This window comes from Jiangella asiatica (genome assembly GCF_004349065.1).
Lineage (GTDB): Bacteria > Actinomycetota > Actinomycetes > Jiangellales > Jiangellaceae > Jiangella > Jiangella asiatica.
Genome location: NZ_SMKZ01000009.1, coordinates 127,981 through 150,387, shown reverse-complemented (window position 1 = coordinate 150,387; position 22,407 = coordinate 127,981). Strand labels below are relative to the sequence as shown.

The window sequence follows — 22,407 nt, the reverse complement described above, 5'->3', positions numbered from 1 at the left end:
ATAAGAGACAGGGGTAGGTGTGGCCGGCGGGGGTGGTCCACCAGGTGGTGCCGTCGGGGTGTGTGGATGGTGTGGCCGTGGTGGGCGCGGTCGAGATGGTGGTGCCGCCGTGGTGGCAGGGGATCTGGTGGTCGAGTTCTGTTCCGGTGGCGGGCCGGTCGCAGGTGAGGAGCCCGGCAGGTGACGTCGCGGGCGCGGCGAAGACCGGGCACGACCGCGTCGCCGACGACGTCCAACCGGGGGTAGAGCTCGCCGGCCCGTTGTCGAGCGCCTCGATGGTGGCGACCGCCGCCGCCGGGACGGGGCTGCCGCTGTAGGTGCCGGCCGGGCGCACCGGACCGCCCACGATCGGCGCACGGTGATGGTGCCAGGAACGATCGAACGTCAGGTTCGGGGAACCATCCGCGACCGATCTTGCCTCTTCAGGCATTCTCACGAGCTACCTCACAGTCGGAGTACAAACCGCTCACATCAGGAAGTTGCCTCCTGACACCGAACCCAACGATCGTTAGGTTCGGTGTCAAGCAGATCTTCTGCCAGAGCGGTGGAGGAACGTACTATCGCGGCGTGACCGACGACCCGAGGACCGCCGACTCCGACAGCCGGCAGCGCCTGCTGCGCATCCTGTTCCATCTCAGCAAGGCGCCGGTCAGGCGTGGCGGCGACACCCGCGAGCGCATCCTGTCCACGGCGATCGTCCTGTTCGCCGGGCGCGGCTACGCGGGCACGTCGATGCGCCATGTGGCCACCCGGGTCGGCATCAAGGCGGCCAGCCTCTATGCGCACTTCCCCCAGGGGAAGGAGCAGCTCCTGCGCGAAGGGCTCGACGAGATCTTCGACGCCTTCCTGCGCTTCGTCACCGAGCCTCTGGCCGCCGACCTCGGCACGGTCGAGCAGCTGCGGGTGGTCCTCGGCCGCCACGTGCACTGGCAGCTGTCCTTCGCCGACCAGGCCGCCGCCTGGGACACCGCGCTGGAGCAGTTCAGCCTCGACGACGAGCTGCCCAGCGACTACGCCATGGAGCTGCGGGCCCGGCAGGACCTCTACCACTCCTACGTCATGGCCCTGGTCACCGAGGTGTCCGACGCGCCGTCGGCGCGGGAGCGCGCGCTGGCCATCCTGGCGCTGTGCGACCGGGCGAAGCTGTGGCACACCAGCGGCAGCGGCTCGCAGCAGACGCCGGACCAGGTCGCGGAGTTCATCTGGTCCATGGCCCGCGACCTGGTCCAGCCGAGCGCCGCCGCCGAGCCCGCGGTCACGCCCTGAGCCCCGCGGTCACGCCCTGAGCCCCGCGGTCACGCCCTGAGGCGCGCGGTCTCGGCCACGTCCAGCCGCGAGCCACCGGCTGCGTCGTCGACCACCCCGACCCGGTGGACGTCGCGGGCGCGCGACGCCGAGACGAACAGGATGCGCACGTCGTCGAGCACCGGCTGGGGGTTCGCGCGTCTCCGGCGGGCCATAGCAGGAGGTATTCGGTCCGGTCGTGACGGTGACCGTCTGCTCGGGCGAGCCACGGGCCGTCGTTGCCGCAAGGACTCCGGCTTCGGTGCCGACCTCTCGATCCCTGCGCTCGACGCGCACACCAACCACAAGCACGTGGCCATCGCGGTGACGCGGGGGGAACGACGGCGATGCGGTTGATCCCCCGCTGACGCCCGCCGAGCGGACCCGCGTCGAGCGACTCCTGGACAGCGCCGAGCTCGGGTCGACCGGTTCCGGATCGCCCGGGCCAGAGGGCTTTCCGCGCACCGGGCCTCCAGCTCCAGAACCTCATCGCCGACGGCGACCGGCTGTGAGTCATCGACTGGGAGTACGCGGGGATGGGCAACCCGTACTTCTACCTCGGCGGGGTCAGCGTCAACGGCCAGCTCGACGACGACGAACCCGACCATCTCCTCCTCGACCGCCGATTACGTCGACCGTGCGCAGCGGCTGCGCTCCGCTCCGGGGTTCGACGTCCTGCTCCCAGAGGCGGCGCAGCGGCACGAGCCGTCCCGGCCGCGCTGACGAGGCACGCCGGGGCGGGCAGAATCCTCGGCATGGCAAAGACGAGCGACACGGCGAACCGACCGGGATGGATGCTCGACGAGCTGGCGAGCGCGGGCCGGGAGAATCTCGACCCCGAGCACGTCCGCCGCTACGACGCCAAGGAGGACGCCGGAGCACCGGCCGAGGTGCGCCTGCTCCAGGACCTCGGCCTCGGCCCGGACGCTCACGTCGTCGACCTCGGCGCGGGAACCGGCCAGTTCACGCTGGCCGTCGCCGCGGTGTGCGCGCGGGTGACGGCCGTCGACGTGTCCCCGGTCATGCTCGAGCTGCTGCGGTCGAAGGTCGCCGCGGCCGGCGCGACGAACGTCCACACCGTCCGGGCCGGGTTCCTCAGCTACGAGCACCCGGGCCATGCCGACGTCGTGTACTCGCGGCTCGCCCTGCACCACCTGCCGGACTTCTGGAAGGCCGTGGCGCTGTGCCGGGTCCGCGCCATGCTGCGCCCGGGCGGGCTGCTGCGGCTGTCCGACGTCGTCTTCGCCTTCGACCCGGCCGATACCGAGCAGCGCGTCGAGGCGTGGTGCGCCTCGATCGAGGGGGTGACCGCCGACGACTGGGTCCGCGCCGACGCCGAAGAACACGTCCGCGACGAGCACTCGACCTTCACCTGGCTGCTGGAGCCCGTGATCGTCCGCGCCGGCTTCGACATCGAGGATGCGACGTACTCGCCCGACGGCGTCCAGGCCGCCTACGTCGCCCGCGCCGTCCGGTGATGGCTGGCTGTTTGGCGACGCCATCGAGGTTGTCGCACCAATGCTTGCTAGAGCAAGCGCACCGGAAGATTCGCGGTGCTAAGCGCACCGGTGACCTTCGTGATCACCAACGATCGGCGACCATTACTGCGATGGTTCCTCTGGCGCCTTTTACCCATCGGTGCGTGTGCATCAGCACGGTGATCACCCGTATGGCTACTGCATCGGTCCGCGCAGAATGCTCGACCTCGGCGCGCCAGGGGAATTCACCGTCGACAAGTGCGACTCGACGTGTGAGAACTACGACGGCCCGGCGGGCTGAGGACAGGGATCACGGTCTTCCTCGGCCTTCCGCACGGACCCGGCGCGCGTAGGTTGTGACCCATGGCGTACGCGTTCCAGACGCGGCCACTGACCGCGGACACCTGGGCAGACCTGGAGGCCCTGTTCGATCTGCGCGGCGGCTCGATCGTGCGCGGCTGCTGGTGCATGTACTACCGCAAGAGCGCAGCGTCGGCGAGCGCCGCGGTGGCCGCGGCCAACAAGCGCGACCTGCGTGGCCTCGTCGACGGCGACGGTGTCACGCCCGGCCTGGTCGGCTACGTCGACGGCGCGCCGGCCGGGTGGATCAGCCTCGGCCCGCGCGAGGACTACACGCGGCTGAGCCGTTCGCGGATCATGAAGCCGGTCGACGACACCCCGGTGTGGTCGATCGTCTGCACGTACGTCGCCAAGCCGTTTCGCGGCCAGGGTGTCCAGCACCGTCTGCTCGGCGCCGCGATCGACCACGCCCGCGACCACGGCGTGCGCCTGCTCGAGGCCTACCCCGTCGACAAGGCCGAGCGCAGCCACGACGACTTCATGTTCTTCGGCTCCCGGTCGCTCTACGAGAAGGCCGGCTTCACCGAGGTGTTCCGGCGCTCGCCGACGCGCGTGGTGATGCGCCGCGCGCTGCGCCCGCCCCGTCGCAGGTGACCTCCGGCGCGCGACGACCGGCGGCGTGGTGACGACCCGCGGCGTCGGAGACCCACGCGTTGCCGAGCCGCGACGTCGTGTCCCACAACGCCGATACCGAGGCGTCCGCGTGCCTCACCAAGCGTGCATCGCAGCTGAGGTGAATGCACCCATGCTGAACGTGATCATTTCGGGTTCCCCTGACGCATCATCCGTGGGTGAGCGGCCACCCCGAGATGATCACGTTCAGCACGAGATCTCGTGTCACACCATGCTCGCAACCATGGTGAGGCTCGGGTGATCCTGCTGAACGTGATCATTTCGGGTACGGACCTCTGACGCGAGTACGAGCCGGCCGACCCGGCAGCCCCAGTCCCAACCAGGACCGCCGGCGCGACACAAGTCGGCCACACGGGCTGCGGGGACATCACCAAGCTTCACGTCCATCACGAGGCTTACGAGCATGGTGCGACACGAGACTTCGTGCTGAACGTGATCATTCACCACCGGCCGGGTCCGCGACGGTTACCCGAGCGCGGCCAACGCACCCATCGCCATCGACGACGTCGCCGCCGTCGCGGCCGCGGCACCGCTGGACGACGAGCACGTCGGCCGTGCCTTCACGATGACCGGACCGGAGACGCTGACCCGCGCACAGCTGGTCGAGCGGATCGGCCAGGCCCTGGGCCGCGAGATCCCGTACGTCGAGCTCACGCACGAGGCGGCCATCGCCGAGTTGAAAGCCGCCATGGGCGAGTACGCGTCCTGGTACGTGGACGGCAGGGCCGAGCTGGCCGCGGCACCGCAGCTGGCGATCACCACGTTCGCCGAGTAAGCGGTCACGCGCGCCGACGAGTTCCGCTGACGTGAGCCGATCCGACGGCCCGCCGCCGAGGTAGATTCGCTATGTGACGATTGTCGCGTTTCTGATCGCGTTCGTCGTGCTGCTGGTGGCCGCCGTGGCCGTCTGGTACGCGCGCCGGACCGTGGACGGCGAGAGCGCCACCACCCGGGTCCGGCGGCGGATGCGCGTTCGCGGCCGGGCGCATTTCCAGCTCGAGCACACCAGCCGGCACCGCTACGTCCTGCACAACGACGGCAGCGCCAGCGCCTACGACGTGCGGCTGCTCCACGGCGACGTCGTCGTGGAGCAGGGCGCCACCCACTTCCGCGAGTTCCCGCCCGGGCGCTCCGAGGAGTACCTGTTGTTCCAGCCCATGCAAGGGCCGCAGGACGACATCCGCATCGCCTGGCGCACCCGCCGCGGCGCCCCCGAGACGGTCGTCCGGCTGCCGCTGAACACCGGCATCGTGCCGTCGGAGGGTCAGGAGGCCTGAGCCGCAGCCGACCGCTTCACCCGCTGCCCCGGCCTATCAGCGCCTCGTCGGCGCGACCGCGTTCCCATGAGCGGCAGACGATAACGAGATGAACTCACCGACCCCGCGATCGTAGGCTTGAGGTCGTATGCCCACCTCCCCTATCGCTGACCTGCGCGCCCGCCTGCCCGAGATCTCGCTCCGGGACGAGCGGCGGCTCGCGCGCAGGCTCGACGGGGTGCGGAAGGTCCGCGACGCGGCCGCGCGCGACGCCGTCGTCGCCGAGATCACCGCTGAGGTGGAGGCGGCCGAACGCCGCGTCGCGCGGCGCCGCACCTCGGTCCCGGCCATCCGCTATCCCGCCGAGCTGCCGGTCAGCCAGCGGCGCGACGAGATCGGCGCGGCCATCCGCGACCACCAGGTGGTGATCGTCGCCGGTGAGACCGGGTCGGGCAAGACCACGCAGCTGCCGAAGATCTGCCTGGAGCTGGGGCGGGGCGTGCGCGGCGCCATCGGCCACACCCAGCCGCGCCGGCTCGCCGCCCGCACCGTCGCCGAGCGGGTCGCCGAGGAGCTGGGCACGTCGCTGGGCACCGCTGTCGGCTACCAGGTGCGCTTCACGCAGAAGGCCGGCGACGACACGCTGGTCAAGCTGATGACCGACGGCATCCTGCTGGCCGAGATCGGGCAGGACCCGATGCTGCGGCGCTACGACACGATCATCGTCGACGAGGCACACGAGCGCAGCCTCAACATCGACTTCATCCTCGGCTACCTCAAGCGGCTCCTCCCCCGCCGGCCAGACCTCAAGATCGTCATCACCTCGGCCACCATCGACCCCGAGCGCTTCTCCGCTCACTTCGAGGACGCGCCCATCGTCGAGGTCTCCGGCCGCACGTACCCGGTCGAGATCCGCTACCGCCCCCTGGACGAGACCGACGGAGACGGCGGCGAGCCGCGCGACCAGGTCCAGGCCATCGTTGACGCCTGCGACGAGCTCGCGCTGGAGCAGCCAGGCGACGTGCTCGTCTTCCTCTCCGGCGAACGCGAGATCCGCGACACCGCCGACGCGCTGCGCAAGCGGTACGAGCGCTCGGTCACGCCGGTCGAGGTGCTGCCGCTCTACGCCCGGCTCTCCGCGGCCGAGCAGCACCGCGTCTTCCAGCCGCATAGCAACACTCGTGCGGGCCGGCGCATCGTCCTCGCCACCAACGTCGCCGAAACATCTCTTACTGTGCCCGGCATCCGGTACGTCGTCGATCCCGGTACCGCACGCATCTCGCGCTACAGCAACCGCACCAAGGTGCAGCGACTGCCGATCGAGCCGGTGTCGCAGGCGTCGGCGCGGCAGCGGGCCGGGCGGTGCGGCCGGTTGTCCGACGGCATCTGCATCCGGCTGTACTCCGAGGACGACTTCGAGGCGCGGCCGACGTTCACCGAGCCCGAGATCCTGCGCACCAACCTCGCCTCCGTCATCCTGCAGATGACCGCGCTGGGCCTGGGCGAGGTCGCCGCGTTCCCCTTCCTCGACCCGCCGGACCGGCGCAGCATCGCCGACGGCGTCAACCTCCTGGTCGAGCTGGGTGCTCTGGACCCCACCGCGCGCGACGACAAGAGCCGGCTGACCACCGTCGGGCGGTCGCTGTCGCAGCTGCCCATCGACCCGCGCCTGGCCCGGATGATCCTGGAGGCCGACCGCAACGGCTGCGTCCGCGAGGTGCTGGTCATCGCCGCGGCACTGTCCATCCAGGATCCGCGGGAGCGGCCGACGGAGCAGCGCGAGATGGCCGATGCCTTCCACGCCCGCTTCGCCGATCCCACGTCGGACTTCCTTGCCTTCCTGAACCTGTGGCGGTACCTGAAGGAGAAGCAGGACGAGCTCTCCTCCAACCAGTTCCGCCGGCTGTGCCGCACCGAGCACCTCAACTACCTGCGGGTGCGTGAGTGGCAGGACCTCGAGTCGCAGCTGCGTCAGCTGGTCAAGCCGCTGGGCGTCACGCTCAACTCCGTGGACACCCAGCCCGATGACGTCCATCGCTCCCTGCTGGCCGGGCTGCTCTCGCACCTCGGGGTCAAGGACGAGTCGTCCAACGAGTACCAGGGTGCCCGGGGCGCGCGGTTCGCCGTCTTTCCCGGCTCGGGGCTGTTCAAGAAGCCGCCGCAGTGGGTCATGTCCGCGGAGCTGGTCGAGACCTCCCGACTGTGGGCCCGGGTCAACGCCCGCATCGACCCCGCCTGGGCCGAGCCGCTGGCCGAGCACCTGGTGAAGCGCACCTTCAGCGAGCCGCACTGGGAGCGCAAGGCCGGCGCCGTCATGGGCTACGAGAAGGTCATGCTCTACGGCTTGGTCATCGTGCCGCGGCGCAAGGTCCCCTACGCGCGGGTCGATCCCGAGCTCAGCCGCGAGCTGTTCATCCGGCATGCCCTCGTCGAGGGCGACTGGTCCACCCACCACCGGTTCTTCCAGCACAACCGCGAGCTACTCGAGGACGTCGAGGAGCTGGAGCACCGGGCCCGCCGCCGCGACATCCTCGTCGACGACGAGACGCTGTTCGAGTTCTACGACCAGCGCATCCCGGCCGACGTCGTCTCCGCCCGGCACTTCGACGCGTGGTGGAAGACGGCGCGGCGGGAGCAGCCGGACCTGCTGACCTTCGACACCGACCTGCTCACCACCGGCGCGGCCGGCGCGGTCACCCAGGCCGACTACCCCGACAGCTGGCGCGTCGACGACCTCGACCTGCGGCTCAGCTACCAGTTCGAGCCGGGGACGGCCGCCGACGGCGTCACGGTGCAGATCCCGCTGGACGTGCTCAACCAGGTGGACCCGGACGGGTTCGACTGGCAGGTGCCTGGGCTGCGGCTGGAGCTGGTGACCGCGCTGATCAAGTCGCTGCCGAAGGCGCTGCGGCGTTCGTTCGTCCCGGCGCCGGACACCGCTGCCGCGGCCGTCGCGCAGCTGCCGGAGTCGTCGCGTGCCGACGGTGGTGAGCCCATCACCGAGGCGCTGGCGCGGGTGCTCACGCGATTGCGCGCGGTGCCGGTGTCGCCGGCCGACTTCGACCTGTCGAAGGTCCCCGGCCATCTCGCCGTCACGTTCCGTGTCGTCGACGAGCGCGGGCGGGTCGCCGGCGAGGGCAAGGACCTCGACGAGGTCAAGGTACGGCTGCGCGACCAGATGCGCCGCACCATGGCCGCCGCGGCCAGCAGCATCGAGCGCACCGGCCTGACCACGTGGCCCGACGGCGACGTCCCGCGCACGTTCGAGCAGCGCCAGGGCAAGCACGTCGTCACCGGGTACCCGGCACTGGTCGACGACGGCGAGAGCGTCGCGCTGAAGGTGCTCGACACCGAGGACGAGCAGGACCGCGCGATGTGGGCGGGCAACCGGCGGCTGCTCCTGCTCAGCGTCCCGTCCCCGGTGCCGTTCGTGCAGCGGCACCTGGACAACCGGTCGAAGCTGGTGCTGAGCCAGAATCCCGACGGGTCGGTCGCGGCGCTGCTCGACGACGTCACGGCGGCGGCCGCGGACGCGCTGATCGCCGACGCCGGCGGCCCGGCCCGGGACGCCGCCGCCTTCGCGCGGTTGCGGGAGCGGGTGCGCACCGACCTCATCGAGACCGTGTTCGGCATGGTCACCGAGGTCGAGAAAGTGCTCGAGGTGTCGCACCGGGTCGCGGCGGCCCTGAAGAGCACCACCAGCCTGGCGCTGACGCCGTCGCTGGTGGACGCCCGGGCGCATCTCGCGGCGCTGATGAGCCCCGGCTTCGTGACGGCGACCGGGCGGCGCCGGCTTCCTGACCTGCTGCGCTACCTGCGCGCCATCGAACGCCGGCTCGAGAAGCTGCCGACCAGCCCGCAGCGCGACCGGCAGCACCTGGCGACCGTCCAGCGAGTCGTGGACGAGTACGAGGCCCTGCTCGACGCACTCCCGCCCGGTCACCGTCCCACCGCCGAGCACGAGGCGGTCCGGTGGATGATCGAGGAGCTGCGCGTCAGCCTGTTCGCCCAGGAGCTCGGCACCACGCAGCCGGTCTCGGAAAAGCGCATCCTGCGCGCGATCGACGCGATCCCTTGATCATGGGACGGTGACGCCCATGGCGGGCAGCAGCTCGCGCTCCTCGTAGGCGAAGTGCCGCTCGATCCCCGCGGTCAGCGTCGCGAGCTCGTCGCGCACCCGCTCGGCGTCAACACCGTCGTCGTCCAGGCTGGCCGCCAGCTCACGCACCCGTGCCAGGTCGGCGGCGACGGTGCGATGCTCTGCCCGGATGCGCTCCACTGCCGGCCCGAGCTGCGGGAACAGCCGCTCCAGCGGCCCCAGCGCGCCGTCCTCGCCGGAGTGGTGCTGCTCGAGCGCGTCGCAGACGGTGAGGCAGTGCTGGGCCAGGCTCCGCCCCTGGGCGGCCTCGCCTGGCCCCGCCGGCTCTGTCGCGAGTCGGGCGATCACGTCGTCGACGCCGGACAGTGCGGTGGCCAGCTCGCGGCGCAGGTCGCCGTGGACGCGGAGGAGGTGCTCGCCGACGGCGCGGACCCGGTCGGGGTCGGCGAACGGGTTGTCGTGTGGCTGCTCTGGCATGGTGTGCGTTCCCTCCGGCGTTAGCATGGATCACCGTCGAAGTATTTGCTTTGAAAGCAACATAGATTTGAAATTAAACGATAAGGAGGCTGGGTCGACGATGTCAACGGCCGGGCTGGACGTCGACGACGCCATCCGGACGCTCCTGCTGCTGCTCCCCCGGCTGGTGGGTCGCGTCAAGCGGGCCAAGGTGCCCGACGAGGTGGTGCCGCTCGAACTGGCGCCGCGGCACCTGTCGCTGCTGGCCTATCTGCTCTTCGACGACGAGCTCAGCGTCAACGAGCTGGCCGAGCGGCTGGAGATCGCGCCGACCACCGTGAGCCTCATGGTGACCGAGCTGTCGCGCAAAGGCGTCCTGGAGCGCCGCGAGGACCCCGCCGACCTGCGTCGCCGGCTGGTCAGCATCGCGCCCGCGCGGCGGCCGGCCATCGACCAGTGGCTCGGACAGAGCGCGACGGCCTGGCGCGAGGCGCTCGAGCCGCTCACCCCTGAGCAGCGGCGGGTGTTCGTCGAGACCCTCGCCGCCTACGAGGGCGCCCTACGCGACCAGCGCTGACGCTCAGCGCCAGACCGAGCGCGGGTCGAACCCGTACGGCAGCTCCAGCCGGTGGGCACGCAGGAGGTCCTCGTCGGCCAGCACGTCCGCCGTCGCGCCGTCGGCCACCACCATCCCACCCGAGAGCACGACCGAGCGCTCGCACAACTGCAGCGCGAACGGCAGGTCGTGGGTGACCACCAGTTGGGTGACGGCCAGCGCGTCGAGCACGTCGTACAGCTCGCGGCGGCTGGCCGGGTCGAGGTTGCTGGTGGGCTCGTCGAGAACCAGTACCTCGGGCTCCATGGCCAGGACGGTGGCTACGCCGACTCGGCGCCTCTGCCCGAACGACAGGTGGTGCGGCGGCCGGTCGGCGACCTCGGTCATGCCGACGGCAGCCAGCGCGGCCTCGACCCGGGCGTCGAGCGTGGCACCGTGCAGCCCGAGGTTGGCCGGCCCGAACGCGACGTCGTCGCGGACGGTGGGCATGAACAGCTGGTCGTCAGGGTCCTGGAAGACGATGCCGACCCGGCGGCGGATCTCGCGCAGCCTCTCGCGGTCGCCGGCGCGCACCTCCAGCCCGGCGACGTGCACGCTGCCGGCGCCGCCGGTCAGGATGCCGTTGAGGTGCAGCACGAGGGTCGTCTTGCCGGCGCCGTTCGGCCCGAGCAGCGCGACCCGCTCGCCGCGCCCCACGGTCAGGTCGACGCCGAACAGCGCCTGGTGCCCGTCGGCGTAGGCGAACGCCAGCCCGCTGACCTGCAGCGACGGCGTCGTCACGACAGCGCCCAGGTGGCGACGGCGATGACGACGGCGGCCGCCGGCAGCGCGGTGCCGCGCAGCCAGTCCGCGCGGGCGGCCGGCGTGGCGTCGACGAGCGGCATCGAGCCAGCGTAGCCGCGCGACAGCATCGCCAGGTGCACCCGCTCGCCGCGCTCGTAGGAGCGGATGAACAGCGCGCCGGCGCCCTGCGCAACCACCCGGGCGTGCCCGAGGTGCCGCGGCGCGAAGCCGCGCGACTCGCGGGCGATCCGCATCCGCCGCAGGTCGTCGCCGACGACGTCGGCGTAGCGGACCATGAACGAGGCGATCTCGACCAGCCGTGCCGGCACCCGCAGCCGGGCCAGCCCGACCAGCAGCGACCGCGCGTCGGTGGTGGCGGCCAGCAGGATCGACGCCACCACGCCGAGCGTCCCCTTGGCCAGGATGTTCCAGCCGGCCAGCAGCCCGCTCTCGCTCAGCGACAGGCCGAGCACGTCCACCCGCGGACCGCCGGCCAGCACCGGAAGCAGCAGCGCGAACACCACGAACGGGACCTCGACGACCATCCGCCGCGCGATCACCGTGCCGGGCACGCCGGCCATGGCCGCGGCCGTCGCCAGCAGGACCGCGTATCCGGCGAAGGCGGCGAAGGCGTCGGCCGGCGTCGCGACCACCACCAGCACGAACGCGAGCAGCGCCAGCACCTTGACGTGGGCGGGCAACCGGTGCACCGGCGAGTCGCCGGGCCGGTGGAGCCGGTGGGTGAGACCGCCGCTCACCGGGCGGCGTCTTCGTGCTGGCGCGCTGACGACCGCCCGCGTACCGCCCGGAACAGGAGGACGCCGACGGCCACGACGACGAGCACGCCGAGGATGCCCGCGAGGCCCACCGGGATGCCGCCGACCTCACCGTAGTCGGCCAGCGCGAAGTCGCCGAACGCGTGGTCGCGCGCGGTGTCGAGGAAGCCTTCGTCCTCGGCCACGTACTCCAGGCCGTCCGGGTCGCCGCTGGCGAAGAAGCTCACGACTCCTGCCAGCAGCAGGGCGACCACGCCGCCGCCGAGCAGCAGCGACCGGGTGTCGCGCCGGCCGGTCCGCGCCTGCCGGGACGCCGCCACCGGTTCGGCGTCGACCAGTGAGCCGTCGGCGCGCCTGAGCCGCAGCGGCGCCCGCAGCGGCCGGGCCGCGTGGACGAGGTCGGGCCGCACGGAGACGACGGCGCTGACGGTCAGCGCCGTGATGACCGCCTCGCCGATGCCGATGAGCACATGCCAGCCGGCCATCGTCGCCGTCAGCGCGCCGAGCGACAGGTCCGCCTGGCCGCCGACCGCGAACAGCAGCACGAAGACCAGCGCCGCCACCGGCACGGAGACCAACGCGCCCAGCGCGGACGCCGGCACCACGCAGGCCGGCCGGCGCGGCAGCACGGCCAGGACGGCGCGGGTGACGATCCAGCCGACCACGACCGTCGTCATACCGATGAGGGTGATGTTCGTCCCGAGCGCGGTCAGCCCGCCGTCGGCGAACAGCAGCGCTTGGACCAGCAGCACCACCGACAGGCACAGCACGGCCGTCCACGGCCCGACCAGCACGGCCGCGAGCGCGCCACCCATCAGGTGGCCGCTGGTGCCGACGCCGACGGGGAAGTTGAGCATCTGCACGGCGAAGACGAACGCGGCGGTCAGCCCGGCCAGCGGCGCGGTCCGCTCGTCCAGCTCGTCCTGGGCCTTGCGCAGCGCGACAGCCACCCCCGCGGCGGCGACGGCGCCCGTCGCGACAGACGTGGGAGCATCGAGGAACCCGTCCGGCACGTGCATGCGTGACCTCCTCGGACAGCGGCCGACCACTGAATGATGCGACACGGTCGCAGCAACCGCAAGAGGCGACGTCCTGAATGTTGAGACGCCATCGTCCGTATCCCGGAACGTCACTGTGCGGCCATCCATGCGCCTCCTACGATCGCAGGCATCTGGTGGTTCGGCCGGCGGCTCCTGATGGGTTCTCGCCGGGCGACGCAAGAGGCACCGGCGCAGCTCCGGAACGCCCGCCCCCGACGAACGCCCATCCGCGCTCGCGAGGAGAACCACGTGAACCGCAATACCGAACCCATCGGCGCGACCGTTCTCGGTTACCCGCGCATCGGCCGCGACCGCGAGATCAAGCGCGCCCTCGAAGACCACTGGGCCGGCAGCATCGGCGCGGACGACCTGGCGTCGGCCGGCGCCGCGGAACGCGCCCGCACCTGGCGCCGGCTCGCCGAGCTGGGCCTGGACTCCGTCCCGTCCGGCACGTTCTCGCTCTACGACCACGTCCTCGACACCACGACGCTGGTCGGCGCGGTCCCGCCGCGGTACGCCGAGCTCGGCCTGGACGACCTGGGCACCTACTTCGCCATGGCCCGCGGCACCGCCGGCGTCGCGCCGCTGGAGCTCACGAAGTGGTTCGACACCAACTACCACTACCTTGTCCCCGAGATCGGGCCGGCGACGCGCTTCCGGCTCGCCGGCACCAAGCCGCTGGACGAGTACCGCGAGGCGCTGGCGCTCGGCATCACCACGCGGCCGGCGCTACTCGGCCCGGTCAGCCTGCTCCTGCTGTCCAAAGCCGCCGACGGGTCTCCCGACGGGTTCCGCCCGCTCGACCGGCTCGACGACCTCGTCGCCGTCTACGCGCTGCTGCTGACGACGCTCGCCACGGCGGGCGTGGCGTGGGTGCAACTGGACGAGCCGGCGTTCGTCGCCGACCGCACGCCGGCCGAGCTCGACGCGCTGCGCATCGCGTACGAGCGGCTCGGCGCGCTGGCCGAGCGGCCGGCCATCCTCGTCGCGTCGTACTTCGGCCACCTCGGCGAGGCGCTGCCGGTGCTGGCGTCGTCGCCGGTCGAGGCGATCGGCCTGGACCTCGTCGCCGGGGACGTCGACGCCCTGACCGGCGACGTTCCCGGACTGGCCGGCAAGACCGTCGTGGCCGGGGTCGTCGACGGGCGCAACGTGTGGCGCACGGACCTGGGCGCGGCGCTGGCGACGCTGTCCGCCGTCGCCGATGTGGCCGGCGACGTCGCCGTCAGCACGTCGTGCTCGCTGCTGCACGTCCCGTACGACCTCGACGCCGAGGCCGCGCTCAGCCCGCGGCTGCGGTCCTGGCTGGCGTTCGCCGACCAGAAGGTGGCCGAGGTCGTCGCTCTGGCCACCGCGCTGCGCGCCGGGCAGTCGGCCGTCTCCGGCGCGTTGGACGAGGCCGCCGCGGCGCTGGCCGACCGGGCGGGCGCACCCGGGGTCGTCGACGACGGCGTCAGGTCACGGCTCGCCGGGCTGCCGGCCGACGCCGGCCGGCGCGGACCGTACGCCGAGCGAGCGTCCGCACAGCGCGACCGGCTCGGACTGCCGCCGCTGCCGACCACGACCATCGGCTCGTTCCCACAGACGGACGAGGTGCGCGGCGCCCGGGCGGCGTTCCGAGCCGGCCGGCTCGGCGCGGACGAGTACACCGCGCGCATGCGGGCCGAGATCGAGCGGGTGATCCGGCTGCAGGAGAAGCTCGGCCTGGACGTGCTGGTGCACGGCGAGCCGGAACGCAACGACATGGTGCAGTACTTCGCGGAGAACCTCGCCGGCTTCGTCACCACCGGCAACGGCTGGGTGCAGTCGTACGGCTCACGCTGCGTGCGCCCGCCGATCCTGTACGGCGACGTGTCACGGCCCGCCCCGATCACCGTCGACTGGGCGAGGTATGCGCAGTCGCTCACCGACCGGCCGGTCAAGGGCATGCTGACCGGCCCGGTGACGATCCTGGCCTGGTCGTTCGTCCGCGACGACCAGCCACTGGCCGACACCGCCCGCCAGGTGGCGCTGGCCATCCGCGACGAGACCGTCGACCTCGAAGCCGCCGGCATCGGCATCGTCCAGGTCGACGAGCCGGCGCTGCGCGAGCTCCTGCCGCTGCGCTCGTCCGGCCAGGACGCGTACCTGGAGTGGTCGGTGGGCGCGTTCGGGCTGGCAACCTCCGGCGTCACCGACGCGACGCAGATACACACCCACCTCTGCTACTCCGAGTTCGGCGAGGTCGTGGCCGCCATCGACGGCCTCGACGCCGACGTCACCAGCATCGAAGCCGCCCGCTCACACATGGAGATCGTTCCCGACGTGGCCGCATCCGGCTTCGCGCGCGGCATCGGCCCTGGAATGTACGACATCCACTCGCCCCGCGTACCCGACACCGACGAGGTCGAGGCACTGCTGCGGCGGGCTCTGGCCGCCATCCCGGCCGCCCGGCTGTGGGTCAACCCCGACTGCGGCCTCAAGACCCGCGGCTACGCCGAGGTCGAACCCGCCCTCGCCGCCCTGGTCGCCGCCGCCCACCGCCTGCGCTGAGCGACCGCTCCCGTGATCAGGGGAGGGCGCTGAGGTCGTCGGGGGTGGGTTGCCAGCCGGCCGCACGGGCGTTGTCAGCCACCTGGTCCGGCCGGGTGACGCCGGCGATCACGGAGGCGACGCCGGGCTGCGCCGCCAGGCCGCCGATGGCGACGTCGAGGATGCCGATGCCGCGATCGGCCGCGAACCGCTCCAGCTCCTCGATCCGGTCGAAGTCGGCGTTCTCGAGCCGCGCGGCCTGGCGCGGGTCGGCCAGCCGGGTGCCCTCGGGCGCGGGCTCACCGCGCCTGTACTTGCCGGTCAGCAGCCCGTACTCGAGCGGGAAGAACGGCAGGATGCCGACGCCGACGCTCAGCGCGGCCGGGACCAGCTCGGCCTCGGCGGACCGGTCGTAGAGCGAGTACTTGTTCTGCGCGCTGATGAACGGCTGCTGCCCGCCGGTCCGCGCGACCCACGCCGCCTCGACGACCTGCCAGCCGGCCAGGTTGGACGACCCGACGTAGCGGACCTTGCCCTCGTCGATCAGCTCGGTGAGGGCCGTCAGGGTCTCCTCGATCGGCGTCTTCGGGTCCGGCGCGTGCAGCTGGTAGAGGTCGATCCAGTCGGTGCCCAGGCGGCGCAGGCTGGCCTCGACGGCCTTGCGGACGTACCGCCGGGAGCCGCGGACACCCCAGTCGGGCCCGTTGGCTCCACGCATGTCCATGCCGAACTTCGTCGCGACGACGACGTCCTCGCGCCGCTTGCCGAGGGCGGCGCCGAGCAGCCGCTCGCTCTCACCCCGCCCGTAGGTGTCGGCGGTGTCGAACAGGGTGACGCCGAGGTCGACGGCGCGGTTGACGACGGCGGACGTGGTGTCGGCGTCGATGCGGCTGCCAAAGGCGTTGCAGCCCACGCCGAGGACGGAGACGGTCAGGCCGGAGTCGCCGAGCTGGCGGTACGTCATGGTCGTGTCGGTCACGCTCCGACGCTAGTTGCAACGTGGCGCAGTGCCTAGTAGTTGACACGTCAGAAGGATTCAGCCACACCTACTGAAACCTGAATGGTCGACGGTGTTCGTGGGCCGCATCGCACCGACCACACCGCCGACGGGTGGTGCGCACATGCGACCAGGGCAAACGCAGCCGGCAAGCCCTCGATCACGAGTCGACGCCGGCCGTGCTCTCCCGGATGCGCACGGCGAAAGGCGCCTCGATCCGCTCGGATTCGGCTTCTGGATCTCCCAGCCGGCGGGCGATCAGCCGGACCGCCTCGGCGGCGATGAGCGGCACGTCGGGCGCGACCGTCGTCAGGGAGGGCCAGGAGTAGCGGCTCTCCTCGATGTCGTCGAAGCCGGCGACCGCGACGTCGTCGGGGACGCGGTAGCCGCGCTCGTGCAGAACCCGCAGCGCGCCAAGCGCCATCAGGTCGTTGAAGCAGAAGACCGCGTCGATGGGCCGGCCGGTGTCCAGCAGGGAGGCCATCGCCCGGGCGCCGCTGACGCGGTCGAAGTCGAGGTTGGAGACGACCAGCGACCGCTCGACGGGCAGGCCGGCCTCTCGAAGGGCGGCACGGTACCCGCGGGCGCGCAGGCCGCCGGTGCCGGCTCCGGTCTCGGCGCCGATGGCCGCGATGTGCCTGCGTCCCAGCCCGACGAGATGTGCGGTGACCTCGCGGGCGGCGCGGACGTTGTCGACGGCGATGTGGTCGAAGCCGGCGGGGTGACTGCGCTCGCCGAGCAGCACCGTGGGCGTGGAGCTGGGCCGCTCGGCGACGTCGGCGGCGGTCATGGCCATGGGGCTGAAGATGACGCCGTCGATGAGGTGAGAGTCGAGGCCCTCGAGGACGATCCGCTCGCGCTCGGCCTCGCCGAAGGTCTCCTCGATGAGCACGATGAGCCCCTGCCGCTTCGCCGCCGCGCCGAGCTCCGAGGCGAGCGCGGCGAAGTACGGCGACGTCAGCTCCGGCAGCGCGATGGCGAGGAAGCCCGAGCGGCCGTGCCGCAGGCTGCGCGCGGTGACGTTGGGCCGGTAGCGCAGCTCCGCGACGGCCTTGAGCACCTTCTCGCGGGTCTTCTCGGTGACGTTCGGGTGGTTGTTGATGACGTTCGACACCGTCTTGAACGACACCCCCGCCAGGTCCGCGACGTCCTTCAGCCGACTGCCCACGAGCACCCCCTCTCGCCCGAGCCCGAGGACGACACGAGTCTAGGCACCTCCACGCCCGGCGGCCGAACGGTTATCGATCGCGCCGACCGTGAGACTGCACCACAGTGAACCAGCTCTTCCCAATTCAGGTTATCCGTTGTAAAAAGGTCCACACGGTCATCCGTTGTAAACGGTACGACCGCGCTGACGGCGTGCCTGGCCGGCGCCGAGCACGCCGCTGGCCAGCGACGTCGGCCCGTCGCGGCCTGGACGAAAGGCTCACTGTATGTACGAGGTCGAGGTCGGGCTGGACCCGGCGTTCACCGTGGGCACGGTCGACGAGCGGCTGTTCGGGTCGTTCGTGGAGCACATGGGACGCTGCGTCTACGGCGGCATCTTCGAGCCGGACCATCCCACCGCCGACGAGCACGGCTTCCGCCGCGACGTTGCCGAACTGGTGCGCGAGCTGGGAGTCACCACCATCCGCTACCCCGGCGGCAACTTCGTCTCCGGCTACCGGTGGGAGGACGGGGTTGGCCCGGTCGACGAGCGGCCGCGCCGGCTGGACCTGGCCTGGCGCTCGATCGAGCCGAACACCGTCGGCGTCGACGAGTTCTGCCGGTGGGCCCGTGGCGTCGGCGTCGACCCGATCATGGCGGTCAACCTGGGCACCCGCGGCGTCGACGCCGCCGTCGACCTGCTCGAGTACACCAACTTCGCGCCCGGCACCACGAGCACCGCCGACCGGCGGGTCGCCAACGGCCACAAGGACCCGCACGCCATCCGCACCTGGTGCCTGGGCAACGAGCTCGACGGGCCGTGGCAGGTCGGGCACAAGACCGCCGACGAGTACGGCCGGCTGGCCGCCGAGACCGCCCGCGCGATGCGCCGCGCCGACCCGGACGTCGAGCTTGTCGTCTGCGGCAGCTCGAACGGAGCCATGCCGACGTTCGGCGCGTGGGAGCGCGTCGTCCTCGAGCACACCTACGACCTGGTCGACCACATCTCGCTGCACGCGTACTACGAGCCGGCCGACGGCGACGTCGGCAGCTTTCTCGCCTCGTCGGAGGACATGCGCCGGATGATCGCGGCGATCGCGGCGACGGCGGACCACGTCGGCGCGGTCCGGCGCAGCAGCAAGCGGCTGACCATCTCCTTCGACGAGTGGAACGTCTGGTTCCAGAACCGGTTCGCCGGCCAGGCCGGACTCGAGCTCACCGAGAACGGCGCGCTGATCGAGGACGTCTACAGCGTCACGGACGCGGTGGTCGTCGGAGACCTGCTGATGGCGCTGCTGGACAACTGCGACCGGGTGGCCATCGCCTGCCAGGCCCAGCTGGTGAACGTCATCGCGCCGATCCTGACGAAGACCGGCGGCCCGGCGTGGCGGCAGACGATCTTCCACCCGTTCGCGCTGACTTCCCGCTACGCCCGCGGGACCGTCCTGCGCACCGCCGTGGCCACCCGAGACCTCGCGACCCAGCGCTACGGGGACGTGCCTGCGACCCGGGTCACCGCCGTCCACGACCCCGAGACCGGCGCGCTGACGCTCCTGGTCGCCAACCGCGACCGGACCGAACCGGCGGCTCTCACCGTGCCGCTGCGCGCGTTCGGGTCATCACTACGCCTTCTCGAACACGTGATCATCGCCGACGACGACCCGTCCGCCACGAACAGCGCCGAACACCCCGACCGCGTCGTGCCGCGGCCGGCCACGAACACCGTCGTCGACGGAGACCGGCTGACCGCGACCCTGCCGCCACTGTCCTGGCACCTCATCCGGCTGGGTCGCTGACCCGCCCGGCCAACGTTCCCACTCTGCGAAGGAGCAGCTGTGAACACACGAGAAATCTCCCCGGGTCCCAGCCTCTCGCGGCGCCGCTTCCTCACCGCGACCGGCGTTCTCGGAGCCGGCGCCGTGCTCAGCGCCTGCGGCGGCGGTTCCAGCTCCCCCGGCGCCGAGCCCGCGGAGGGTGGCGGCGGGGCAACTGGCTACGACGGCCCCGACGTCGACCTGGCCTTCTGGAACGGCTTCACCGGCGGTGACGGCCCGTTCATGCAGCAGCTGGTCGACCAGTTCAACACCGAGCACCCGAACATCGCGGTGAAGATGACCGTGATGGAGTGGGCCGACTACTACGCCAAGATCCCGACGGCGGTGCAGTCCGGCAACGGCCCCGACGTCGGCATCATGCACGTCGACTCGCTGTCCACCAACGCCGCCCGCAATGTCATCGTCCCGCTCGACGACGTCGCAGAGGCGCTGGAGCTGCGCGAGGACGACTTCGCCACCGCCGTCTGGAGCGCCGGCGAGTACGACGGCCAGCGCTTCGGCATCCCCCTGGACGTGCACCCGCTGGGGTACTTCTACAACAAGGCGGTCCTCGAGTCCGCCGGTCTGGACCCGGAGAGCCCGCCCATGGACCGCGAGTCCTACGAGGCGGCGCTGGAGCAGCTCAAGTCCGCCGGCATCCAGGGCCACTGGATGTCGCCGCACAACTTCACCGGCAGCATGACGCTGCAGTCGCTGATCTGGCAGTTCGGCGGCGACCTCTTCAACGAGGACGGCACCGAGGTCACCTGGCACGAGGACGCCGGCGTGCAGGCGCTGTCCTGGATGGTCGACGCGGTCAACACCGGCTACAGCCCCACCGACGTCGGGCAGGACGCCGACGCGATCGCGCTGCAGAACGGCCAGGCCGCGTTCAACTGGAACGGCATCTGGCACATCAACACGCTCAAGGAGGTCCCGGACCTGCAGTGGGGCGTCGCGCCGCTGCCGAACATCGGCGGCACGCAGGCCGCGTGGGCGGGATCGCACAACTTCGTCCTCACCCGGCAGCGCCGCCCGGACGAGAACAAGCAGGAGGCGGCGCGCGTCTTCATCAACTGGGTGAGCCAGCAGTCCATCGCGTGGGCCGAGGGCGGCCAGGTCCCCGCCCGCAACTCGGTGCGCGAGTCGGCGGACTTCGAGGCCCTCCCGGAGCAGTCGGCCCTGGCCCAGCAGGTCGACTACCTGAGATTCCCGCCGTCCGTGCCGGGCATCGGCGACGTGTTCGCCGACTTCAACCAGGCCCTCAACGAGGCGGTCCTGCAGACCTTGGAACCGGCGACGGCACTGTCGGAGGCAGCCGAGCGGGCGGCCAAGAAGCTGGAAGAGAACCGCGAGCGGTACGGCGGGTAGTCCCGTGGCGACCTCTGGCGTGAAGATCCGCCGACACGCACCGTGGACGCCGTATGCGTTCATGGCGCCGTTCCTGGTGGTCTTCCTGACGTTCGTCATCGCGCCGGCGCTGCTCGGTCTCTGGATGAGCCTGCACGACTGGGACTTCATGCTGGAGCACCGGCCGTTCGTCGGCCTGGACAACTACACGGCGCTGTTCGACTCCACGTCGGCGGTGTTCGAGATGTTCTGGAACGGGATGAAGGCGACGGCCGTGTTCACCGTCGCCAGCGTCCCGCTCCTGGTGGCCATCCCGCTGGGCCTGGCGGTCCTGCTGAACCGGAGGTTCCCGGGTCGGACGCTGTTCCGTGCGGTGTTCTTCATGCCGTACGTGCTGGGCGTGGCGGTCGTCGGGCTGCTCTTCCGGTTCATGCTCGACCCGAACATCGGCATCGTGAACGGGCTGATCGACCTGGTCGGCCTGGACGCGGCGCTCGGCGCGCTCGGCGTCGACTGGCCGATCCCGTGGACCACCGGCCAGCCGTGGGCCTGGATCAGCCTGGTCGCGATGACGGTGTGGTGGACGCTCGGCTTCAACACGATCATTTACCTGGCCGGGCTGCAGGACATCCCGTCCGAGCTGTACGACGCCGCCAGGGTCGACGGCGCGTCGGGCTGGCAGCAGTTCCGCAACGTGACCTTGCCGGGGCTGCGTGCTGTGCTGCTGTTCGTCGTGACCATCACGATCCTGGCCTCGGCGAACATGTTCGGTCAGGCGCTGCTCGTCACCAACGGCGGTCCGGGCGACACCACCCGGACCGCGCTGATCGTGATGCTCGGTGAAGGCCTGGAGTCGTTCCGCATGGGCAGTGCGGCGGCGATGTCCTACCTGCTCGCGATCGCCCTCGGGATCGTGTCGATCATCCAAGTTCTCGCGATGAGGGAGAGGGGGCGGCCTCGATGGCGGTCCTGACCAGGTCGTCGCAGCGGCAGGAGCCGCCGGCACACCGGCCCGCGGCGCACCCGGGCCGTGGCGCCGGCTCGGTGGCCGGCCGCGGCATCTTCTGGCTGTTCCTGCTGGTGCTGACGGTCATCTTCATCGGCCCGATCATCTGGATGTTCCTGACGTCCATCAAGACCAACCCGGAGGCGACGTCGGTGCCGCCGACGTTCCTGCCGGACTCCCCGACCTTCGGTGCCTACGAGGACCTGCTGCGGCTGGACGGCTCCTACCCGGTGCTGCGGTGGTTCCTGAACAGCCTGCTCGCCGCGAGCCTGCACATGGTGCTGGTGCTGGTGCTGGCGTCGACGGCGGCGTATGCGCTGGCCAGGCTGGACTTCCGCGGCCGCGGCGTGATGTTCGTCGTCATCGTGTCGACGCTGTTCGTGCCGGGCTTCGTGTTCCTGATTCCGAACTACCTGATCATCGACCGGCTGGGCTGGCTGGACACCGTCTGGGCCTTGGCGGTGCCGGGCGCGGCCAGCGCGTTCGGGGTCTTCTTCCTGCGCCAGTTCTTCTCCATGCTCCCCGGCGAGCTGGAGGAGGCGGCGCTGATCGACGGGGCCAACCAGTGGCAGATCTTCACCAGGGTCGTGCTGCCGAACGCCAAGCCCGCCCTGGCGACGCTGGCCGTGCTGTCGTTCCTGTCCAACTGGAACGACTTCATCTGGCCGATCTACGTGCTGTTCAGCCCCGAGCAGCTGACCCTGCCGGCCGGCCTGCGGCTGCTGCAGGGCGCCTACACGACCGACTACCCGGTCATCATGGCCGGCGCGTTCGTCGCCAGCGTCCCGGTCCTGATCCTGTTCGTCTTCACGCAGCGCTACGTCATCGAGGGCGTGTCGCGCAGCGGCCTGAAGGGATGATC

19 protein-coding genes and 1 pseudogene are annotated in these 22,407 nt (G+C 71.3%); 12 read left to right on the top strand and 8 right to left on the bottom strand.

Translation table 11 applies throughout. The annotated features are described in order from the left end of the window. Positions 1–346, bottom strand: a pseudogene (locus tag E1269_RS32810) (hypothetical protein); the annotation flags it as partial. A gap of 221 nt (positions 347–567) precedes the next feature. On the opposite strand from E1269_RS32810, the gene E1269_RS09070 reads away from it, so the two are divergent. Continuing rightward, positions 568–1,266 (top strand): TetR/AcrR family transcriptional regulator, encoded by a 699-nt coding sequence (locus tag E1269_RS09070; protein WP_162606298.1) that lies wholly within the window; start codon positions 568–570, stop codon positions 1,264–1,266. Positions 1,267–1,295: 29 nt separating this feature from the next. Here the strand turns inward: E1269_RS09070 and E1269_RS32150 are convergent, their stop codons facing one another. Next, positions 1,296–1,460: a hypothetical protein gene (locus tag E1269_RS32150; protein ID WP_162606297.1), complete on the bottom strand. Its 165-nt coding sequence runs from the start codon at positions 1,458–1,460 to the stop codon at positions 1,296–1,298. Between the two features lie 579 nt (positions 1,461–2,039). Here E1269_RS32150 and E1269_RS09065 point away from each other — a divergent pair. From E1269_RS09065 to hrpA, 5 genes are all read left to right on the top strand, one after another. Then, positions 2,040–2,762, top strand: coding sequence for a class I SAM-dependent methyltransferase (locus E1269_RS09065; protein WP_131893562.1), 723 nt, complete (start codon positions 2,040–2,042; stop codon positions 2,760–2,762). A 363-nt stretch (positions 2,763–3,125) separates the two neighbouring features. Continuing rightward, complete coding sequence (locus E1269_RS09060) at positions 3,126–3,716, top strand: GNAT family N-acetyltransferase (protein ID WP_131893560.1); 591 nt, start codon at positions 3,126–3,128, stop codon at positions 3,714–3,716. Positions 3,717–4,320: 604 nt separating this feature from the next. Continuing rightward, positions 4,321–4,530: a Rossmann-fold NAD(P)-binding domain-containing protein gene (locus E1269_RS09055; RefSeq protein ID WP_131893558.1), complete on the top strand. Its 210-nt coding sequence runs from the start codon at positions 4,321–4,323 to the stop codon at positions 4,528–4,530. Between the two features lie 73 nt (positions 4,531–4,603). Next, positions 4,604–5,032, top strand: coding sequence for a hypothetical protein (locus E1269_RS09050; protein ID WP_131893556.1), 429 nt, complete (start codon positions 4,604–4,606; stop codon positions 5,030–5,032). A 127-nt stretch (positions 5,033–5,159) separates the two neighbouring features. Then, entirely contained in the window at positions 5,160–9,089 is a 3,930-nt protein-coding gene (hrpA, locus tag E1269_RS09045; RefSeq protein ID WP_131893554.1) for an ATP-dependent RNA helicase HrpA, read from the top strand. Here the strand turns inward: hrpA and E1269_RS09040 are convergent, their stop codons facing one another. Continuing rightward, positions 9,090–9,587 (bottom strand): hemerythrin domain-containing protein, encoded by a 498-nt coding sequence (locus E1269_RS09040; RefSeq protein WP_162606296.1) that lies wholly within the window; start codon positions 9,585–9,587, stop codon positions 9,090–9,092. It lies immediately after the preceding gene. A 100-nt stretch (positions 9,588–9,687) separates the two neighbouring features. Between E1269_RS09040 and E1269_RS09035 the strand changes: the two genes are divergently transcribed. Continuing rightward, positions 9,688–10,143: a MarR family winged helix-turn-helix transcriptional regulator gene (locus tag E1269_RS09035; RefSeq protein WP_131893550.1), complete on the top strand. Its 456-nt coding sequence runs from the start codon at positions 9,688–9,690 to the stop codon at positions 10,141–10,143. Between the two features lie 3 nt (positions 10,144–10,146). On the opposite strand, the gene E1269_RS09030 is transcribed toward E1269_RS09035, so the two are convergent. From E1269_RS09030 to E1269_RS09020, 3 genes are read right to left on the bottom strand one after another with little or no spacing between them, the layout of a single operon-like run. After that, entirely contained in the window at positions 10,147–10,902 is a 756-nt protein-coding gene (locus tag E1269_RS09030) for an energy-coupling factor ABC transporter ATP-binding protein (RefSeq protein ID WP_131893548.1), read from the bottom strand. After that, a complete protein-coding gene (gene cbiQ, locus E1269_RS09025) occupies positions 10,899–11,663 on the bottom strand; it encodes a cobalt ECF transporter T component CbiQ (protein ID WP_131893546.1) in 765 nt (254 codons plus the stop codon). Before cbiQ ends, E1269_RS09030 begins: the two co-directional genes overlap by 4 nt. Beyond that, a complete protein-coding gene (locus E1269_RS09020) occupies positions 11,660–12,700 on the bottom strand; it encodes an energy-coupling factor ABC transporter permease (protein WP_131893544.1) in 1,041 nt (346 codons plus the stop codon). Before E1269_RS09020 ends, cbiQ begins: the two co-directional genes overlap by 4 nt. 270 nt (positions 12,701–12,970) lie before the next feature. On the opposite strand from E1269_RS09020, the gene metE reads away from it, so the two are divergent. Next, on the top strand, positions 12,971–15,253 hold the full coding sequence (metE, locus tag E1269_RS09015) for a 5-methyltetrahydropteroyltriglutamate--homocysteine S-methyltransferase (RefSeq protein ID WP_239000836.1): 2,283 nt from the start codon (positions 12,971–12,973) through the stop codon (positions 15,251–15,253). Between the two features lie 16 nt (positions 15,254–15,269). On the opposite strand, the gene E1269_RS09010 is transcribed toward metE, so the two are convergent. Then, positions 15,270–16,196, bottom strand: a complete 927-nt coding sequence (locus E1269_RS09010; RefSeq protein WP_131893595.1) for an aldo/keto reductase — start codon at positions 16,194–16,196, stop codon at positions 15,270–15,272. Between the two features lie 193 nt (positions 16,197–16,389). After that, entirely contained in the window at positions 16,390–17,397 is a 1,008-nt protein-coding gene (locus E1269_RS09005) for a LacI family DNA-binding transcriptional regulator (RefSeq protein WP_131893540.1), read from the bottom strand. A 265-nt stretch (positions 17,398–17,662) separates the two neighbouring features. Between E1269_RS09005 and arfA the strand changes: the two genes are divergently transcribed. Genes arfA through E1269_RS08985 form a run of 4 tightly spaced genes read left to right on the top strand, consistent with a single transcriptional unit; the run spans position 17,663 to position 22,405 of the window. Next, the gene (gene arfA / locus E1269_RS09000; RefSeq protein ID WP_131893538.1) at positions 17,663–19,171 is read left to right on the top strand and encodes an arabinosylfuranosidase ArfA; all 1,509 of its coding nucleotides are present in this window, start codon (positions 17,663–17,665) and stop codon (positions 19,169–19,171) included. 39 nt (positions 19,172–19,210) lie between these two features. Continuing rightward, positions 19,211–20,560 carry an ABC transporter substrate-binding protein gene (locus E1269_RS08995; protein ID WP_203433228.1) on the top strand — a complete coding sequence of 450 codons (1,350 nt, stop codon included), beginning with the start codon at positions 19,211–19,213 and terminating at the stop codon, positions 20,558–20,560. Between the two features lie 25 nt (positions 20,561–20,585). After that, positions 20,586–21,512, top strand: coding sequence for a carbohydrate ABC transporter permease (locus E1269_RS08990; RefSeq protein WP_420810611.1), 927 nt, complete (start codon positions 20,586–20,588; stop codon positions 21,510–21,512). Continuing rightward, positions 21,500–22,405: a carbohydrate ABC transporter permease gene (locus E1269_RS08985; RefSeq protein WP_131893536.1), complete on the top strand. Its 906-nt coding sequence runs from the start codon at positions 21,500–21,502 to the stop codon at positions 22,403–22,405. The genes E1269_RS08990 and E1269_RS08985 overlap by 13 nt, the downstream gene beginning before the upstream one ends. The last annotated feature ends 2 nt before the right edge of the window (positions 22,406–22,407 follow it).

What these genes read in the sequence shown, in the direction of transcription:
- E1269_RS09040 (WP_162606296.1), bottom strand. Translation starts at nt 9,587, where the DNA reads ATGCCAGAGCAGCCACACGACAACCCGTTCGCCGACCCCGACCGGGTC.
- E1269_RS08985 (WP_131893536.1), top strand. Translation starts at nt 21,500, where the DNA reads ATGGCGGTCCTGACCAGGTCGTCGCAGCGGCAGGAGCCGCCGGCACAC.
- E1269_RS09010 (WP_131893595.1), bottom strand. Translation starts at nt 16,196, where the DNA reads ATGACGTACCGCCAGCTCGGCGACTCCGGCCTGACCGTCTCCGTCCTC.
- E1269_RS09065 (WP_131893562.1), top strand. Translation starts at nt 2,040, where the DNA reads ATGGCAAAGACGAGCGACACGGCGAACCGACCGGGATGGATGCTCGAC.
- E1269_RS09060 (WP_131893560.1), top strand. Translation starts at nt 3,126, where the DNA reads ATGGCGTACGCGTTCCAGACGCGGCCACTGACCGCGGACACCTGGGCA.
- E1269_RS09020 (WP_131893544.1), bottom strand. Translation starts at nt 12,700, where the DNA reads ATGCACGTGCCGGACGGGTTCCTCGATGCTCCCACGTCTGTCGCGACG.
- hrpA (WP_131893554.1), top strand. Translation starts at nt 5,160, where the DNA reads ATGCCCACCTCCCCTATCGCTGACCTGCGCGCCCGCCTGCCCGAGATC.
- E1269_RS09035 (WP_131893550.1), top strand. Translation starts at nt 9,688, where the DNA reads ATGTCAACGGCCGGGCTGGACGTCGACGACGCCATCCGGACGCTCCTG.
- E1269_RS09055 (WP_131893558.1), top strand. Translation starts at nt 4,321, where the DNA reads ATGACCGGACCGGAGACGCTGACCCGCGCACAGCTGGTCGAGCGGATC.
- arfA (WP_131893538.1), top strand. Translation starts at nt 17,663, where the DNA reads ATGTACGAGGTCGAGGTCGGGCTGGACCCGGCGTTCACCGTGGGCACG.
- E1269_RS32150 (WP_162606297.1), bottom strand. Translation starts at nt 1,460, where the DNA reads ATGGCCCGCCGGAGACGCGCGAACCCCCAGCCGGTGCTCGACGACGTG.